At 70.3% G+C, this 17,423-nt stretch carries 16 protein-coding genes; 10 read left to right on the top strand and 6 right to left on the bottom strand.

Features of this window, described 5'->3' with window-relative positions; translation table 11 throughout:
- Positions 1-80: 80 nt before the first annotated feature.
- Positions 81-1,799: an MFS transporter gene (locus ACH4TV_RS07980; RefSeq protein ID WP_398396527.1), complete on the top strand. Its 1,719-nt coding sequence runs from the start codon at positions 81-83 to the stop codon at positions 1,797-1,799.
- Here the strand turns inward: ACH4TV_RS07980 and ACH4TV_RS07975 are convergent.
- Complete coding sequence (locus ACH4TV_RS07975) at positions 1,780-2,112, bottom strand: MarR family winged helix-turn-helix transcriptional regulator (RefSeq protein WP_398395453.1); 333 nt, start codon at positions 2,110-2,112, stop codon at positions 1,780-1,782. The two genes, ACH4TV_RS07980 and ACH4TV_RS07975, sit on opposite strands and share 20 nt — an antisense overlap.
- Before the next feature lie 69 nt (positions 2,113-2,181).
- On the opposite strand from ACH4TV_RS07975, the gene ACH4TV_RS07970 reads away from it, so the two are divergent.
- The 3 genes from ACH4TV_RS07970 to ACH4TV_RS07960 all read left to right on the top strand — a co-directional run bounded on the left by ACH4TV_RS07970 (position 2,182) and on the right by ACH4TV_RS07960 (position 4,943).
- Positions 2,182-3,969 (top strand): hypothetical protein, encoded by a 1,788-nt coding sequence (locus ACH4TV_RS07970; RefSeq protein WP_398395451.1) that lies wholly within the window; start codon positions 2,182-2,184, stop codon positions 3,967-3,969.
- 174 nt (positions 3,970-4,143) lie between these two features.
- Positions 4,144-4,608, top strand: coding sequence for an SRPBCC family protein (locus ACH4TV_RS07965; RefSeq protein ID WP_398395450.1), 465 nt, complete (start codon positions 4,144-4,146; stop codon positions 4,606-4,608).
- The gene (locus ACH4TV_RS07960; protein ID WP_398395448.1) at positions 4,605-4,943 is read left to right on the top strand and encodes an ArsR/SmtB family transcription factor; all 339 of its coding nucleotides are present in this window, start codon (positions 4,605-4,607) and stop codon (positions 4,941-4,943) included. Before ACH4TV_RS07965 ends, ACH4TV_RS07960 begins: the two co-directional genes overlap by 4 nt.
- Before the next feature lie 153 nt (positions 4,944-5,096).
- Here the strand turns inward: ACH4TV_RS07960 and ACH4TV_RS07955 are convergent, their stop codons facing one another.
- Both ACH4TV_RS07955 and ACH4TV_RS07950 read right to left on the bottom strand, forming a co-directional pair.
- Positions 5,097-5,561 (bottom strand): ASCH domain-containing protein, encoded by a 465-nt coding sequence (locus ACH4TV_RS07955; protein WP_398395447.1) that lies wholly within the window; start codon positions 5,559-5,561, stop codon positions 5,097-5,099.
- A gap of 13 nt (positions 5,562-5,574) precedes the next feature.
- Positions 5,575-6,540 carry an NAD-dependent epimerase/dehydratase family protein gene (locus ACH4TV_RS07950; RefSeq protein ID WP_398395445.1) on the bottom strand — a complete coding sequence of 322 codons (966 nt, stop codon included), beginning with the start codon at positions 6,538-6,540 and terminating at the stop codon, positions 5,575-5,577.
- Between the two features lie 85 nt (positions 6,541-6,625).
- Between ACH4TV_RS07950 and ACH4TV_RS07945 the strand changes: the two genes are divergently transcribed.
- The 6 genes from ACH4TV_RS07945 (at position 6,626) to ACH4TV_RS07920 (ending at position 12,445) form a co-directional block, all read left to right on the top strand.
- Positions 6,626-7,141 carry an Lrp/AsnC family transcriptional regulator gene (locus ACH4TV_RS07945; protein WP_398395443.1) on the top strand — a complete coding sequence of 172 codons (516 nt, stop codon included), beginning with the start codon at positions 6,626-6,628 and terminating at the stop codon, positions 7,139-7,141.
- 87 nt (positions 7,142-7,228) lie between these two features.
- A complete protein-coding gene (locus ACH4TV_RS07940; protein ID WP_398396525.1) occupies positions 7,229-7,657 on the top strand; it encodes a MerR family transcriptional regulator in 429 nt (142 codons plus the stop codon).
- A gap of 14 nt (positions 7,658-7,671) precedes the next feature.
- The gene (locus ACH4TV_RS07935) at positions 7,672-7,986 is read left to right on the top strand and encodes a thioredoxin family protein (RefSeq protein WP_398396523.1); all 315 of its coding nucleotides are present in this window, start codon (positions 7,672-7,674) and stop codon (positions 7,984-7,986) included.
- Positions 7,987-8,063: 77 nt separating this feature from the next.
- A complete protein-coding gene (locus ACH4TV_RS07930) occupies positions 8,064-8,417 on the top strand; it encodes a hypothetical protein (protein ID WP_398395441.1) in 354 nt (117 codons plus the stop codon).
- Between the two features lie 134 nt (positions 8,418-8,551).
- On the top strand, positions 8,552-10,858 hold the full coding sequence (locus ACH4TV_RS07925) for a HelD family protein (protein ID WP_398395439.1): 2,307 nt from the start codon (positions 8,552-8,554) through the stop codon (positions 10,856-10,858).
- Between the two features lie 141 nt (positions 10,859-10,999).
- Positions 11,000-12,445 (top strand): cytochrome, encoded by a 1,446-nt coding sequence (locus ACH4TV_RS07920; protein ID WP_398395437.1) that lies wholly within the window; start codon positions 11,000-11,002, stop codon positions 12,443-12,445.
- A gap of 550 nt (positions 12,446-12,995) precedes the next feature.
- Here ACH4TV_RS07920 and glgB read toward each other — a convergent pair.
- The 3 genes from glgB to ACH4TV_RS07905 all read right to left on the bottom strand — a co-directional run.
- Positions 12,996-15,407 carry a 1,4-alpha-glucan branching enzyme gene (gene glgB / locus ACH4TV_RS07915; protein ID WP_398395435.1) on the bottom strand — a complete coding sequence of 804 codons (2,412 nt, stop codon included), beginning with the start codon at positions 15,405-15,407 and terminating at the stop codon, positions 12,996-12,998.
- 63 nt (positions 15,408-15,470) lie between these two features.
- Positions 15,471-16,892 carry a maltokinase gene (locus ACH4TV_RS07910; RefSeq protein ID WP_398395433.1) on the bottom strand — a complete coding sequence of 474 codons (1,422 nt, stop codon included), beginning with the start codon at positions 16,890-16,892 and terminating at the stop codon, positions 15,471-15,473.
- 270 nt (positions 16,893-17,162) lie between these two features.
- Positions 17,163-17,423: alpha-glucosidase C-terminal domain-containing protein (locus tag ACH4TV_RS07905; protein WP_398395431.1), on the bottom strand; the 261-nt coding region annotated here is incomplete at its 5' end.

The raw sequence follows: 17,423 nt of genomic DNA, 5'->3' as shown, positions 1-17,423 counted from the left end.
TTGCACAGCGATGTGCAACTGCACGTCACTGTGCAGAACGACCAACGACCGAGGAAGGCGACCCCGTAGCCATGCGATCCATGCGACTCTCGCGACTCGTCAGGACGGAACCCGTCGAGAGGATGGCCCGCCCCTACGCCCGGCGCTGGTGGGCACTGCTGGTGCTCTGTCTGAGCCTGCTGATCATCGTCATGGCGAACACCGCCCTCACCGTCGCCGCCCCCGACATGACCCAGGACCTGGGCCTGTCCAGCGCCGACCTCCAGTGGGTCATAGACGGCTACACCGTCCCGTACGCGGCCCTGATGCTGCTGCTCGGCGCGATCGGCGACAAATACAGCCGGCGCGGGGCACTGGTGCTCGGCCTGGTCGTCTTCGGGGGAGCGTCGGTCGCGGGGTCACTGGTCGACAGCGCCACCGGAGTCATCGCCGCCCGCGCCGTCATGGGCGTCGGCGCCGCGCTGATCATGCCCGCGACGCTCTCCCTCCTCGCCGCGACCTTCCCGCGCGCCGAACGCGCCAAGGCGATCACCCTCTGGACGGCCACCGCCGGACTCGCCATCGCCGCCGGCCCGCTGGTCGCGGGCGCGCTGCTGGAGAACCACGGCTGGGCGTCCACGTTCCTGATCAACGTGCCGATCGCCGCGCTCGCCATCGTCGGCACCTTCGTCCTCGTACCGCCGTCCAAGGCGGGCCACCACGACCGGATCGACTACGTCGGCGGGCTGCTGTCGGTGGTGTGGATCGCCGCACTGGTCTACATGATCATCGAGGGCCCGCACTTCGGCTGGGGCGTCAAGGCGATCACGGCGGCGGTGGCCGCGGGCCTCGGCCTCGCCCTGTTCGTGGTCTGGGAGCTGCGCCACCCGCGCCCGGTCCTCGACGTACGCCGCTTCACCCAGCGCCGGTTCGCGGGCTCGAACCTCGCGGTCGCCCTGTTCTTCCTGGCGGTCTTCGGCGCCTTCTACTACCTCACCCAGCACCTCCAGTTCGTGCTCGGCTACGACGCCCTGGACACCGGCCTGCGCATGCTGCCGCTGGCGGGCGCGGTCTTCGTCGGCTCGGCCCTCACCGGCTACTTCACCCCGCGCGTCGGCATGAAGGTCACGGTCACGGCGGGCATGGTCGGCGGCATGGCGGCCCTGGCGCTGCTCTCGCAGGTCGACTCCGGTTCGTCGTACGGGGATTTCGTCGCCCCTCTCGTCGTCCTCGGCCTTGCGATCGGCCTCGCGCTCTCGCCGTGCACGGACGCGATCATGGGGGCGTTCCCCGAGTCCGAACTGGGCGTCGGCGGCGCGGTGAACGACACCTCGCTGGAGCTGGGCGGCTCGCTCGGCATCGCCATCCTCGGCTCACTGCTCTCGACGTCGTACGCCGCCCACCTCACCGACGCGACGAACGGCAGCAAGCTGCCGGCGGGCGCCCTGAGTTCGGCCCAGGACTCGGTCGGCGCGGGCTACCAGGTGGCCCAGGGGATCGGCGAGCAGGCCCAGCAGCTAGCGGCCCAGGCCACCCAGGCGGGCGGCGCGGGGAAGGCCGAGCAGGCGGCCGAGTTGAAGGCCCAGGCGGACCGACTCGCCCAAGGCGCCCAGCAGATGGCGGACGCGGTCGGCTCGTCCTTCTCGGACGCGGTGGCCCACACCAGCCTGATCGGGGCGGTGATCCTGGGGGTGGGGACGGTACTGGTCGCCTTCCTGCTGCCGGGGAAGAGCGGCGACGAAACCGGCCGAACGGAGGCCGGTGTTGAAGAACCCGTGCCGTCGGCCGAGTCGCCGGAGCTCACGCGTACGGGTCGGTGATCTCCCTCAACAGCGTGAGTGCCTGGCGGAGTTGAGCCATACCGCACTTGCCCAGGTGGGCCTCCCACTCCGCCTCCACCTCGGCCACCACCCTGGCGGCGACGGGCTGCGCGGCACGCACCCGCTCCGCGAGACACACCAGCCGGGCCCGTCTGTCGGACGGGTCCGGCTCCCGTGTGACATAGCCCGCCTTCTCCAGCTGGTCGACCAGGAAGCCGGCCGTCTGCTTGGTGCGGCCCCACCGCTCCCATCGGCGGGCATGGCTCCGGATCGGGCGGCATACGGGTGAGATCCGGCGCGCCGCAGGTGCCATCGCATCCGAAGAAACGATCGGGCCTTGGTACGACGGGCGAGTTCCCACGCGATCGAAAGGTGCTCGCCCATGCCTCCCGCAACCCGCAGTACGCCAGAGCCAGGGACGCCCCAGCCGCCGAAACCCCGCCGTCGGCGCGGTCCGGTGGCGCTGCTCACCGGCATCCTGATGGCCGCCGTGCCCCTGGCCGCCGGGGCCCCGCAGGCCCGGGCCGACGTCAGCATCGCTGAATACCCCGTATCCACCCCCAGCACCCCGGTCGGCATCACCACCGGCCCGGACGGCAACCTGTGGTTCACCGAGGCGGTCGGCAACAAGATCGGCCGGATGAGCCCGTCGGGCACCCTCATCGCCCAGTACCCCCTGCCCGGGGAGTTCAGCACCCCGCACGACATCACCACCGGCCCGGACGGGAACGTCTGGTTCACCATGCAGCACTTCGACTCCCGGGTCGGGAAGATCGACATGGACGGCACGGTCACCGAGTACCCGCTCCCCGACCAGTTTGTCGAGCCCACCGGCATCACCGCCGGCCCGGACGGGGCCATGTGGTTCACCGAGCAGAACGCCCACCGGATCGGCCGCATCACCACCACCGGCGACCTCACCGAGTACCCGCTGCCGGCCGGCTCCGGCCAGCCGTCCTACATCACCACGGGGCCGGACGGGAACCTCTGGTTCACCGAGATCGGCGACAACCTCATCGGCCGCATGACCCCGTCCGGCGTCGTCACGGAGTTCCCGGTACCCGGCGGCGGCGGCCCGACCGACATCACCACCGGCCCTGACGGGAACCTCTGGTTCACCGTGTTCGGCGGCAACCGGATCGGCAGGATCACCCCGTCCGGCGTGATCACCCAGTACGCCGTACCGGACAACGGCCTTGCGCCCCAGCCCCAGGACATCGTCGCCGGACCGGACGACAGCCTGTGGTTCACCGAACGCAACAGCGGGCAGATCGGACGGATCAGCACGTTCGGCGTCATCGCCATGTTCCCCCTGCCCTCCTCGGAGCGCGGCCCCTGGGGCATCACCAAGGGCCCGGACGACGACATCTGGTTCGCCGAGACCGCCGGCTTCATCGGGCACCTCCACCTGACCGACGCCGACCTGGCCGTCGCGAAGTCCGACGCGGGCTCCGACCCCGTCGTGGAGGGCCAGAATGTGACGTACACGCTCACCGCGACGAACAACGGCCCGCAGACGGCCGAGGGGGTCGTCCTCCAGGACACCCTCCCGGACGGACTGCAGTTCGTCTCGGCGTCCCCCGGGTGCACCGCGGCCGGCACCACCCCGGACGTCGTCACCTGTGGCATCGGCGCCCTCACCGCCGGAGCGAGCGCCGCGCGAACCATCACCGCGACGGCCACGACCGAGGACATCGCCGTCGACACGGCGGGTGTGGCCGGCGCGGTCTCCGACCCGGCCCCGGCCAATGACACCGTGACCGAGACCACCACCGTCGACGCGGTCACCTGCTTCGGCGAACAGCCAACCATCACCGGTACCCCCGGCAACGACCAGATCAACGGCACGCCCGCACGCGATGTCATCCTCGCCCATGGTGGCAACGACACCATCAACAGCCGTGGGGGCGACGACCTCGTATGCGGCGGCCCCGGGGCGGACTCGATCACCGGCGGCCCCGGCAACGATCGCGTCGCGGGCGGCGTGGGTGACGACACCCTCCATGGCTCCCCGGGCGACGACACCGTGACCGGCGGCCCCGGCGACGACGCCCTGTTCGGCGACGTCGGCAACGACAACCTCGACGGCGGCCCGGGCGCGAACCTCAACGACGGCGGCCCCGGCACCGACGTCTGCGCCAACCCCGGAACGGGTCCCGGCTGTCCGTGACCTGATCCCGCGGGGTGCTCCCGAGACCGAGACCGGGACCGGGACCGGGAGCACCCCGCTTGGTGCGGCGGGCGCCGCCTCTTCCAGATCTATCGCAACGAAAGGTTGCTTCAGCGGGATGGGCCGCATACGCTGAAGTGCAACCAATGGTTGCGTTGATATCGGGAGGAACACATGGAATACGGAAGCATCGAGCGGGAACTTCGCATCGACGCCACCCCCGAGGTGGTCTACGAGGTGATCAGCTCTCCCGAGCACCTGCGCGAGTGGTGGCCCGACGACGCCGAGCTCGACCCGGTCCCCGGCGCCACAGGCACGATCACCTTCGGCGACCCCGCCTCGCCGGACCCGAAGGTTCAGCAGCTCACCGTCCTGGAGGCTGAGCCGCCCCGCCGGTTCGCGTTCCGCTGGGTGTACGACGAGGGCGAGTCGGCGGCCGCGGACAACTCTCTCCTCGTCACCTTCGACCTCGTTCCGTCCGGCGACGGCACGCTGGTGCGCTTCAAGGAGAGCGGCTTCCGTGAGCGCGGGTGGGAGGCGGCCGTGCTGGAGGAGGCCTACCTCGACCACGTCCGCGGCTGGGACCTGTTCCTGCCGCGCCTCGTCACGTATGCCAACCGACTGGTCGCGCGGCCGTGAGCACTGCGATCGACGACGACCTCTGGTCCGCGATCGGCGACCCGACCCGCCGACGGATGCTCGACCTGCTCCTTGCCGACGGAGGCGGTACGGCGACCACGCTCAGCGAGCGGCTGCCCGTCACCCGGCAGGCGGTCGCCAAGCACCTCGGCGTGCTGGACCGCGTCGGCCTGGTGCACGCGACGACGGCGGGGCGCGCGCGCCGCTACGAAGTGGACGAGGCCCAACTTGCCCGAGCAGTCGCCCAGTTGACCGCGGTCGGCTCGACCTGGGACGCCCGGCTGCAGCGGATCAAGCGGATCGCTGAGCGGATCCAGCACGGCAAACCGGCCTGACCACCCCCGCACACGCAGAATTCGCCGCCACGTCCGTGGCGTCGCCGAAGGACCACGCTCTGAACGGGAGAGGGCCTGCCCGAGCCGTGGTGACCGGCGGCCGGGCCGGCCAGGGCGATGCACATGCCCTGACGGGGCGGCGGGGCGAGAAACTCAGGGGCGGAGATCGGCCACGAGACGGAACCGCTCCAGTACCGCCGGTGTCGAGTCGTCCACGGTGAACCCGGGGTCGTCCAGGGCCGCCCGCATCTCCTCGCTGTGCCAGAACCGTTCGTGGCCGGCCCGCCAGGCGGCCACGTCGGCGTAGCCCTCGCCCTCGCCGAACGCGTGCGCGAGATCCACCTCGGCCAGCGGGACGACCCGTACGCCGGTGACCTCGATGATCCCGACCGGCCGCTCGTCGGAGTCGACGAGCACCGACCGGTCCCCGGCCTCCGGCAGCGGTTCGCCGTCGTGCTCGTACTCGAGAGCGAGGCTGCTCGTGGACGTCTTGGAACCGTCGAGAATCGCGGCGACGAGCCGATCCCGCAGCGGGCCGGGGAAGCCGAACTCGGCCTTGGAAAGGGAGGCGAGGGCTTCGGAAGGGGAGGGCTCCGGCTGGAGAGGCTCGGTCGGCATGGGGGCAAGCATGTCAGCCGCCGATCTCCACGCTCGTACCCGGCCTCGTGCCTGTAGCCATGCCTGTGCCTGTGCCCAGCGTCTCGGCGACGGCTCGGGGCAGCCACTCCCGGACGTGGCCGAAGGTGAAACCGAGCCTGGCGGCCCGGGAGTTGTCCATGCCGTACGAGCGGGTGAAGGAGAACGGGGAGATCTCACCGACGTCGACGTGCTGGAAAACGGTCCTGCCGTCCGGGATGTGCCGGGCCACGGCCGCGCACAACTCCTCGGTGGTCAGCAGCCCGTGGGAGGCGGCGTTGACCGGTCCGGTGAAGTCCTCGCCCGCCACCCAGAACAGGAAATCGGCGATCTCCTCGACGTGGATGTAGGTCGCGGGCTGGTTCTCGGCCGGTACGGCTATCGGCGCGCCGGTGCGGATGCGCCGGGTGTAGTGGTCGAGCCGGCCGGTGAAGTCGTCGTCCCCGCCCAGGACATGGGCCACGCGTACGGCGGTGTACGGAAACCCCGTACCGTCCGCCGCGAAAACCGCCTCGGCCTGGCGCTTGCCCTCGCCGTAGTGCGCGTCGCGGAACTCCGGGTCGTGCCAGGGGAGTTGGAGGTCGACGGGTACGGTACGCGGATCGACGGCGTCCTCGCGCACGTGGACGATGGAGTCCTCGTACTCGTACACCTCGACCGTCGAGGTCATCACATAGCGGCGGGTACGGCCGCCGCCGAAAACGCGCCGGGCGATCTCCGCCTGGCGGGGTGTGTAGCAGACCTGGTCGACGACGACATCGAAGGTACGGTCACCGAGAGCGGAATTCAGCGCGGCCTCGTCGTCGCGGTCGGCGACGAGGTGAATTGTCCCGGCGGGCGGCGGAGCGGAGCCCCGATTGAGCACGGTGATCCGGTCTCCGGCGGCGGTCAGCCGGTCGATGAGCCGCTTTCCGAAATAGCGATTGCCGCCGATGACCAATACGTCGCGTACGTCGCCCATGACACCCTCCGGAATTCGGCTCCTTTTCCCGGAACCCTGTGACCATAATTCTCCTGGCGTACCAGCGAGTTCTGAAGGGGAAGTCATGGGACATCCGGCCGGGGCACCGAAAGAACCACGGCAGTCGCGGGCTGTCGCCAACGAAACGTCGGTGACCTTCGACGCGTTGGACCGGCAGATCCTGGAGCTCCTCCAGACCGACGGCCGGATCAAGCTGAGCGAGCTGGGCAGGCGGGTGCGGCTGAGCCCGGCGGCGGTCACCGAGCGCGTGCGCCGGCTGGAGTCTGCGGGCGCGATCACCGGCTACGGCGCCCGCGTCGCTCCCGCGCGCCTGGGCTACGGCATCCAGGCGTTCATCCGGGTCAACCCGCACGGCGGCTACACCCTCAAGCACCCCAGGACCCTGGAACTCCTCGCCCGGCCCGAGATCACCGAGGTGCACCACGTGGTCGGCGAGGACTGCTGGATCCTCAAGGTGGCTGTCGAGAACACGGTCCACCTGGAGGAGGTCCTCGAACGGACCTCGGCGCTGGGCCGGACGACGACGTCGATCGTCCTGTCGTCCCCGGTGGAGAGGAAGCCACTGCTGCCCCCGGGGTGAGCTTGCGGAGCTGAGCTGCCGCCGGGACGGGCTGGGCTTGCCTTGACGTCGGCGTCAAGGACTACGTTCGTACGTATGCGAATCGGCATGCGAATCGGCGAGCTGGCGGCGAGGGCCGGTACCACCACGCGGACCCTGCGGTACTACGAGTCGCGGGGGCTGCTGTCCGCGCGGCGCACGGACAACGGCTACCGCACCTACGACGAGGACGACCTGAAGCTGCTCCGGCAGATCAGGACGCTCCAGGACTTCGGGTTCGACCTGGAGGAGACACGGCCCTTCGTGGACTGTCTGCGGGCGGGTCACCCCGAGGGCGACTCCTGTCCCGCGTCGCTCGCCGTGTACCGCCGCAAGCTGGATGAACTCGACGCGCTGATCGGCGAGTTGCAGTCGGTGCGGGCGAAGGTCGGCGAACAGCTGACGCGGGCCGAGCGGGCCCGCGAGGAGCTGGCGGCCGAGGCGACGGTTCCGGGCGGTCCGGAACCGGCATGCGAGTGGGGAGGACGGACGCGATGATCAAGGCAGCGGGTGTGGCCGAGGTGACGGACGCTGATTTCCAAGCGGAGGTGATCGGGGCGGAGTTGCCGGTGCTGGTGGAGTTCACGGCCGACTGGTGCCCGCCGTGCCGCCAGATGGCCCCGGTACTGAGCGCTCTCGCGGCGGAGGAGTCCGACCGCCTGAAGGTGGTCCAACTGAACGTCGACATCAACCCGTTGACGACCAACGCGTACCGGGTCCTGTCCATGCCGACGTTCATGGTCTTCCGGGGCGGCGAGCCGGTACGTTCGATGGTGGGCGCACGACCGAAGCGAAGGTTGCTGGAGGAGCTGGCCGACGTGCTCTGAAACTCCCTGGTCGTGGTGGTCCGGCCGCCGGTATCGTCCGGTTCTCCGAACCCGGAACCAGGCAGAGAGCGACCCCCATGACCGCCCGACGAGCGACGACGACCCTGTGGCGCCCCACCGGCCCCAAGGAGCTGGACCTGGTCCGGGAGCTCAACTGGGGCGCCTGGCCGCCCCGGCTTCCCGAGCAGCCGATCTTCTACCCGGTCCTCAACGAGGAGTACGCGGTCAGGATCGCGCGGGACTGGAACGTCAAGCACGACGGCGCCGGCTTCGTGACCCGCTTCGAGATCGACTCGGCCTACGTGAGCCGGTTCCCCGTCCAGCAGGCGGGCGGGCGGACGATCCTCGAACTGTGGGTGCCGGCCGAGGAGCTGGACGAGTTCAACGCCCACATCGTCGGTGAGATCCAGGTGGTCCACGAGTTCCGGTGAACGTGAGAACGAAGAAAGCCCCCGAGCGATTGTGCTCGGGGGCTTTCTCTGCGTATATTCAATGGTTCGCGACTTTATAGGTATCAGGTCGCGGAGAAGTTCGTTGAGCAGAGTATATCCGAGCGGGAGCGGAATTGTCAAACAGGGGCGCAAACACGGAATCCGCGTTTACACATGATGAATTGCGGAGCGAACAGGAATTCATCGACGGGCTCTACGTCCGCGTCGACGCGCTGCGCGGCGACACCGAGCACTCCGTCACGGACGCGCTCGCGCAGGGCAGTACGCCGATGCAGGCCCGGCTCGAACGGGACGTACTCGTCGCGGAGCGGTCGGGGCTGCTCGCCGCGCTGAACGCCGTGGACGGGTCCCTCTGCTTCGGGCGGATCGACCTCACCTCCGGCGTCACCCACCACATCGGCCGTATCGGACTGCGCGCCGACGACGCCGAGCGCACCCCGATGCTCATCGACTGGCGGGCCGAGGTCGCCCGGCCCTTCTATCTCGCCACCGGGCACACCACGATGGGGCTGCGCCGGCGTCGGCACATCAGCACCGACGGGCGGCGCGTCACTGGACTGCACGACGAGATCCTCGACCTCGGGGACGAGGTGCGGAGCGGGTACGAGGATCCGACCGGCGACGCCGTCCTGCTCGCCGCGCTCAACTCCGCCCGCACCGGCCGTATGAACGACATCGTGCAGACCATCCAGGCCGAGCAGGACGAGATCATCCGCGCCCCGCACCGAGGTGTGCTGGTGGTGGAGGGCGGTCCGGGGACGGGTAAGACCGCCGTCGCGCTTCACCGGGCCGCCTATCTGCTCTACGAGCACCGTGAACTCCTCGCCAAGCGGGCCGTGTTGATCGTCGGGCCCAACCCCGCCTTCCTCGGCTACATCGGCGAGGTGCTGCCCTCGCTCGGTGAGACAGGTGTGCTGCTGGCGACTGTCGGTGAGCTGTTCCCGGGCGTGAAGGCCACCGCCGCCGACACGGCCGAAGCCGCTGTCGTCAAGGGGCGGGCCGACATGGCCGACGTGCTGGCAGCCGTCGTACGGGACCGGCAGGCCCTGCCCGACCCCGTCATCGCCATCGTGCACGACCGGGACGTCCTGATGCTCGACGCCGGACTCGTGAGCGTCGCACGGGAGCGGACGCGGGAGGCGGGGCTGCCCCACAACGTCGCACGTGAGCACTTCGAGGGGCACATCCTCAACACGCTGACCGAGATGGTGGCGGAGCGCATCGGCACCGATCCCTACGACGGCAGCAACCTGCTCGACCCCAGCGACATCACCCAGATCCGCGACGACCTCGCCGAGAACCGTGAGGTCTGGGCCGCCATCGACCAGTTGTGGCCCCGCATCGGCCCGCGGCGACTGGTCGCGGACTTCCTCGCCGCACCCGAGGGATACGTGTCCGAGGCAGACGCGGCAGCCGTCCGGCGGCCCGTCACCCGGGCCTGGACGACGGCCGACGTACCGCTGCTCGACGAGGCGGCGGAGCTGCTCGGCCAGGACGACCGGGTGTCCCGGGCCCTCGCGGAACGGGAGCGCGACAGCCAGGTCGCCTACGCCCAAGGCGTGTTGGACGTGTCGTACGCCTCCAGGACGTACGAGTTCGAGGACCTCGACGCGGAGGACTCCGAGGTGCTGTCCGCGCACGACATCATCGACGCGGAACGGTTCGCCGAGCGGCACGAGGAGGAGGACGGGCGGAGCGCCGCCGAACGGGCCGCGGCCGACCGGACCTGGGCGTTCGGGCACATCATCGTCGACGAGGCGCAGGAGTTGTCGCCGATGGCGTGGCGGCTGCTCATGCGGCGCAGCCCGACCCGGTCGATGACCCTGGTCGGCGACCCCGCGCAGACCGCCGAGCCCGGCGGCGTCGGGGCCTGGGCGGACATCCTCGCGCCCTACGTCCAGGACCGCTGGGAGCACGCCCGGCTGGGCGTCAACTACCGCACACCGGCCGAGATCATGGACATCGCGGCGGCAGTGGTGCGGGCTGGGCGGCCGGGATTCGAGCCACCGAGGTCCGTGCGGTCGACGGGAGTGCGGCCGTGGGTGCGTCTCGTGGGCGACGAGGAGCTGGCGGGAGCGGTGGAGAAGGCGGTCGTCGAACTGGCCCCGGGCGATGGGCAGCTCGGGTCGTCGGGGCGGCTGGCGGTGATCGCGCCGCGCGAGCTGCATGCGGAACTGGCCACGCGGCTGGACGGGGTGGAGGCGGGGGCGGAGCCCGATCTGACGCGGGGCGTGGTGCTGCTCGATCCTCGGCAGGCGAAGGGGCTGGAGTTCGACTCCGTGCTGGTGGTCGAGCCCGGGCGGTTCGGTACGAGTGACCTGTACGTCGCCCTGACCAGGGCCACTCAGCGGGTCGGCGTGCTGTGCGGCGAGGAGGCGGGGGTGCCGGAGGCGTTGCGCACCGGGGTCGACTGCCGTTGATCCCCCGGTGCGTTGACGTGGTTGTCGTTGGTGGTCCAGTTCGCGGCTGACGCTGTCACATCCGCACCAAGGGTCACCAAGCCGTAACAGTTCGCGCCATGGTCACTGCACGTGCACGGCCGGTGCGGTATGCGTGGCGGTATGGAAGCCCATCCGTTCGCGACCGCGCCGGCCGACAGTCCGGCGCTCGAGTCGTTGCCCGTGGAACCGCTGCTGACGTCGGAGTTCGACGCCGACCCCGGCGCGGTGTACGCGAGGCTGCGGCGCACCTACGGACCCGTGGCACCAGTGGGTCTGATGGGCGTACCGGTGTGGCTGGTTCTCGACTACCGCGAGGTGCTGGAGGTACTGCGGAACGAGAGTGTCTGGCGGCGCGACGTGCGGTGCTGGCGGGCCCGGGCGCAGGGGCAACTGCCGCGGGACTGGCCGCTGCTCGCCGGCTACGAGGTGCGGCAGACCATGTTCATGGACGGCGACGAGCACCTGGCCGCCCGGCACACCCATCATGCGGCGATGCGGCCGTTCCAGGACGGGCGCACTCCGCAGGGCTGGGAGTTGCGGGCGACCGTTGCCGGGTACGCCGACGAGCTGGTGGGGATGCTCGCGGCCGAGACGGGTACGGCGGGGTTCGCCGATCTGGGGGCGCAGTACACGCGGCCGTTGCTGCTGATGGTCACGACGAAGCTGTTCGGGTGCCCTGTCGAGCTCGGGGACGAGCTGGTCATGGACCTGTGGCGGATGCTCGACGGTGGGCCGGACGCAGGGCCGGCGACCGGGCGGGCGCTCGCCGCCATGACGCGGCTCGCCGCGCATCGGCGGGCCCGGCCCGGGGACGACCTGACGTCGTACATGCTGCTCGCCGATCCGGAACTGTCGGACGAGCAGTTGGGGCGTGAGCTGTTCATGAACGCGGTGTATCTCAACGACATCACCGGGAACATGGTGCTCAACACGCTGTTGGAGGTGTTGCGCGGGAACGCGACGGTGCGGCGCAGTCTGTCGGCCGGGCAGCTGGGGGAGACCGTGAACCGGGCGGCGCTGGTGAATCCGCCGGTGGCCAACATGTGCTTCCGGTTCGCGGCGCGGGATGTGGCGCTGGGGAACTTCTGGATTCGGGGCGGTGACATCGTCTCGCCGTCCGCGGCGGCGGCGCACGGGGATCTGATGGCGATCGGTGCGTCTCATCTGGTCGGGTCGGCGGTGAGTACGCGGGCGCATCTGGGGTGGGGTGCGGGGCCGCACCAGTGTCCCAGTGCGGCGCGGGAGTTGGGCGGGATGATCGTGAGTACGGCGGTGGGGCGCATCTTCGACCATCTGACCAAGGCGGAACTGACGTTGCCGGCGGATCAGTTGCCGTGGCGGTCGGGGCCGGTGGTGCGGGGGTTGAGGGTGCTGCCGGTTCGGTACGAGTTGCGCGGGGACGGGGTGGGGTGGGGGGTTGGTGCCGGTAGGGGGCGGCGGGGAGGAGCGGGGGATGTGCGGGATGTGCGGGATGTGCGGGATGTGGGGGACGTGGTGCCCGGTGCGGATCGGGAGGTGAAGGGGTTGTTGGGGGCGTTGCGGAGGTTGATGTTCGGGGGGAAGTGAGGCGGGGGTGCCGGGTGGGTTTTCGCCCCCGCCGCCCCTACCCGTCCCATCCCTGGGGCTGCCGCCCCAGACCCCGCTGTCGGCCCTGAAGGGGCCTTGTCCTCAAACGCCGGACGGGCTGGAGGTGCGGGCCGCGCTAGAGAGGTATCGCCTGGGCTGGAGGAGCGGCGCGGGCGGTTGGGTGGGAAAGAAGGGGGGGCGGACGGGCCTTGTCCTCAAACGCCGGACGGGCTGGAGGTGCGGGCCGGCGCTTGAGAGATACCGGCCGCGCTAGAGAGGTATCGCCTGGGCTGGAGGAGCGGCGGGGGCTGGTGGGTGGGAAAGAAGGTGGGGTCGGACGGGCCTTGTCCTCGGATGCCGGACGGGCTGATAGGCCCCCGGGCCTGGGCTGGATAGATGCGGCAAACGGGTGGGTGGGTGGGAAACACGGCCTGGGCTGCACCGACCTTGCCTCTGACGCGCCGGGCGAGATGGGTGTGCCTGGGCCTGGGCTGCAGAAGCGGCGGGGGCGGGTGGGTGAGTGGGGAAGGTGACCTGGGCGGCCTCGTTGCTACGCCGGGCGTAGCCATACCGTTGCCAGGGGTGGCAGCGTGACTCGGATGCTGGCGGTGCGGCCGTGCCAGGGTTGGGGGTCCGGTTTGAGGGGGGCCGGGTTGTGGGTGTCGGCGCCGCCGTAGCGGGACGCGTCCGTGTTGAGGGCTTCGTGCCAGGCCGGGATCGTGTCCGGGACGCCTATGCGGTAGTCGTGGCGGACGACCGGGGAGAAGTTGCTGATCGACAGGAGGGGGGCGCCCTCCGCGTCGTAGCGGACGAAGGCGAAGACGTTGTCCTCCGACGCGTCCCCCACCAGCCACTCGAAGCCCGAGGGATGCGTGTCCCGTTGCCAGAGGGCCGGGGTGTCGCGGTACACCGTGTTCAGGTCGCGGACCAGGTCCCGTACGCCCCTGTGGTCCGCCTCGGCTCCGTAGGCGGGGTCCAGCAGCCACCAGTCGGGGCCGTGGGCCTCGGACCACTCGGCGCCCTGGGCGAACTCCTGGCCCATGAAGAGGAGCTGCTTGCCGGGGTGGGCCCACATGAAGCCGAGGTACGCGCGCTCGTTGGCCCGTTGCTGCCACCAGTCGCCCGGCATCTTCGACACCAACGAGCCCTTGCCGTGGACGACTTCGTCGTGGGAGATCGGCAGGACGTAGTTCTCGCTGTACGCGTACACCATGGAGAACGTCATCTCGTGGTGGTGGAACTTGCGATGGATCGGGTCGTGCTGGACGTAGCCGAGCGAGTCGTGCATCCAGCCCATGTTCCACTTCAGGCCGAAGCCCAGGCCGCCGAAGCCGCCGGGTCCCGTGTGGTGCGTGGCCCGGGTCACCCCGTCCCAGGCCGTCGACTCCTCGGCGATCGTCACGACCCCGGGCACCCGGCGGTACACCGTCGCGTTCATCTCCTGGAGGAAGGCCACCGCGTCCAGGTTCTCCCGGCCACCGTGCTCGTTCGGCACCCACTGGCCCGGCTCGCGCGAGTAGTCGAGGTACAGCATCGACGCGACCGCGTCCACGCGCAGCCCGTCTATGTGGAACTCCTCGCACCAGTAAAGGGCGTTCGCCACAAGGAAGTTGCGGACCTCCCGCCGACCGTAGTCGAACTCCAGGGTTCCCCAGTCGGGGTGGGCGGCGCGCAGCGGGTCCTCGTGCTCGTACAGCGGGCGGCCGTCGAACTCCGCCAACGCCCAGTCGTCGCGCGGGAAATGGGCCGGAACCCAGTCCATCAGCACGCCGATACCCGCGGCGTGCAGGGCGTCGACCAGGTACTTGAAGTCGTCCGGGGTGCCGAGGCGGGCCGTGGGTGCGTAGAAACCGGTGACCTGGTAGCCCCACGAGCCACCGAAGGGGTGCTCCGCCACCGGCATCAGTTCCACGTGCGTGAAGCCCAGGTCCCGTACGTAGGCGGGAAGTTGGTCTGCCAGTTGACGGTACGTCAGACCCGGGCGCCAGGACGCCAGATGGATTTCATAGATCGACATCGGGGCCTCGTGGGGCGGGGCCTCCGCCCGCCGCGCCAGCCACTCGCTGTCCTGCCACTCGTGCCGTGAACTGTGCACGATGGACGACGTGTTGGGCGGAACCTCGGTGCGGCGGGCCATCGGGTCCGCGCGTTGCGTCTTCGAACCGTCCGGACGCGTGATCTCGAACTTGTACAGTTCCCCCTCGCCGACGTCCGGCACGAACAGCTCCCACACCCCGGTGGAGCCCAGCGACCGCATCGGATAGGCCGTGCCGTCCCAGAAGTTGAAGCCCCCGGTCACCCGTACCCCGCGCGCGTTCGGCGCCCAGACGGTGAAGCGGGTGCCGGTGACGCCCTGGTGGGTCATCGGCTCGGCGCCCAGCGCCCGCCACAACTCCTCGTGCCGGCCCTCCCCGAGCAGATGCAGGTCCAGATCACCCAGCGCGGGCAGCAGCCGGTACGCGTCCTCGGTCTCCAGCACCTTCTCCTCGTACGCGACAAGGAACCGATAGTCCGGTACGCCCGTCAGCGGCAGCGCGCCCGAGAAGAAGCCGTCCCCGTCGTCGTGCAGCTCGACCCGCAGATCCCCGGACACGACGGTCACCGACAGCGCGAACGGCCGCAGCGCCCGGAAAGCGACCCCACCCGGCAGCGGATGCGCGCCCAGCACCGAGTGCGGGTCGTGATGCGTGCCGGACAGCAGCCGTTCGCGGTCGGCGGCGTCCATCGCGGGGGAGGAAAGAGCGACGGTCTCCTCGGGAACAACCCTCTCGGGAGCGGCGCTCTCTGCACCAGCGCTTTCGGAACCAGTGGTCTCGTCACCAGTGGTCTCGGGAGCGGCTTCGACCGGCTGAGGGGTGTCCTTCTTCGCCGTCTTCTTTTTCCCGTTCTTCTCGGGCTTCTCGGGTTCCTTCTTCGCGGACGTCTTCTTCTTCGAGCCGCTGGACGGGGGGCGCGGGGTCACGGGCGGGGGCCTCCGAAAGTGAGGTGAAGCCGGGTGAGTCGAAGTCGGGTGAGGGGGCGCGGGTCAGTCCGATGCGGCCAGCCGGTGTACCGCCGACATGGGCACCGGCAGCCAGTCGGGACGGTGCCGGGCCTCGTACACGACCTCGTACACCGCCTTGTCCGTCTCGTACGCCCGCAGCAGGACGGGCTCGGTACGCGGGTCCCGGCCGCTCGTCTCCGCGTACCCGGAGCAGTACGCGGCCCGGCACGCCGCCGCCCAGCCGGGGGGCCGGGGGTCGAGCGAGTGGGCCGCGTAGTCGAAGGAGCGCAGCATGCCCGCGATGTCCCGTTCCGGAGGCTGCGGCAGCCGCCGCTCCGCGAGCGGCTTCGACGGCTCGCCCTCGAAGTCGATCAGCGACCACGCCCCGGACGGCGAACGCAGACACTGCCCGAGGTGCAGATCACCGTGGATACGCTGGGCCGTCCAGGTTCGGCCCTCCGCGGCGAGGCCGGCCAGCGCCTCGTACGCCGAACGCAGGCCGGGCGCGTACGGGTGGAGAGCCGGAACCGCCTGGGTCGCCGTGTCCAGGCGTTCGATCATGCCGTCGACCAGCAGGTCCAGCTGCGCGTGGCCCAGAGTCACGGTGGGCAGCGCGCGGGCGAGTGCCAGATGCACCTCGGCGGTGGCCCGCCCGAGTGCCCGCGCCTCCGCGCAGAAGTCCTCCCCCTTGGCCAGCTCCCGCAACGCCAGCTCCCAGCCGTCGGCGGCACCCTGCACGAAGGGCTGGAGAACGCCGAGTACGTAACTGTCCTCGGCGCTGCTCACCTGGGGGTCGGCCGTCCCGGGGTGGTCGGCGCGTATCCACGCCACCGGGGCCGGCACCCGGGGGCAGCCCTCGCGGGCGAGCGCCAGCGGCAGTTCCAAGTCGGGGTTGACGCCCGGTACGACCCGGCGGAGCAGCTTCAGGATGAACGTATCTCCGTAGACGATCGACGAGTTGGACTGCTCCGAGGTCACCACCCGGGCCACCAGCCCCGCCCGTATTCGCTCACCCATGCCCCCGTCCGCGGTGTCCGGGGCGCGGTCGAAGGTGAGCGCGCCGATACGGGCCCGGGTGCGCATCGCCTCCAGGAGGACTTCGGCGGGCCGGGCGTCGTACAGGGCGTCGTACACCGTCCGCCCGGTCAGCGGGCCCCGGTCCACATGTCCGATCAGCGAGGGCGCCAGCCGGGGCGGCAGCGCCTCGCGCACGCCGATGAGGAGCTGGTAGCAGTCTCCGGGGCCTTGGGCCGGGGGCTGATGGGCGCGTACGAGGAGGTGGTACAGGCCCAACGTCGAGGTGACCGGGAGCAGTTCGGTGGCCGCCACCAGGGAGAAGCCGGTGACCGGACGTCCCTTGCCGGCGAACCAGCGCTGCCGGGGCAGCCATTCGCGCAGCAGTGGATCAAGGGACGTGAGGAGGTCGGGACTTGTCGTGGCGGAGCGGGTGACGGCTTCCGACATGGCGTCGCGTCCTTTCCCCGGGGCGGGGTGCTACTGATGCGTGCCCCGGGCGGGACGGGGGAAACCGGCCCGCCGGGTTCGGCACGTACTACGTTGCGTCCTTCGCGTCCTTGCGCAGACGGAACCATTGACGTTCACGCCATCCGGGACGGTGGCGTGTCCTGTCCGATCGCTCGGAAAGGGTTCACGCGACGAACGCGTGCAGTTGATGACCGAGCCGCCCGTCCGGCGGGCTCGGGTTCTGATCACCAGAAAAGCGTAACCGTAACACTACTCACCGTGTTCTCGCCGCAGCCTGAACCAGTAGAAGCCGTGGCCCGCGAGGGTGAGCAGGTAAGGGAGTTCACCGATGGCCGGGAAGCGTACTCCGCCGATCAGCTCGACCGGGTGTGCGCCGCTGAACGTCCGTAGGTCCAGTTCCGTCGGCTGGGCGAAACGGGAGAAGTTGTGGACGCACAGGACGAGGTCGTCCTTGTATTCGCGCAGGAAGGCGATGACGGCGGGGTTGGTGGAGGGGAGTTCGGTGTAGGA

Source organism: Streptomyces sp. NPDC020898 (genome assembly GCF_044333925.1).
Lineage (GTDB): Bacteria > Actinomycetota > Actinomycetes > Streptomycetales > Streptomycetaceae > Streptomyces.
The sequence above is the reverse complement of the archived record's forward strand: the minus strand, read 5'-3'. Positions and strand labels throughout refer to the sequence as shown.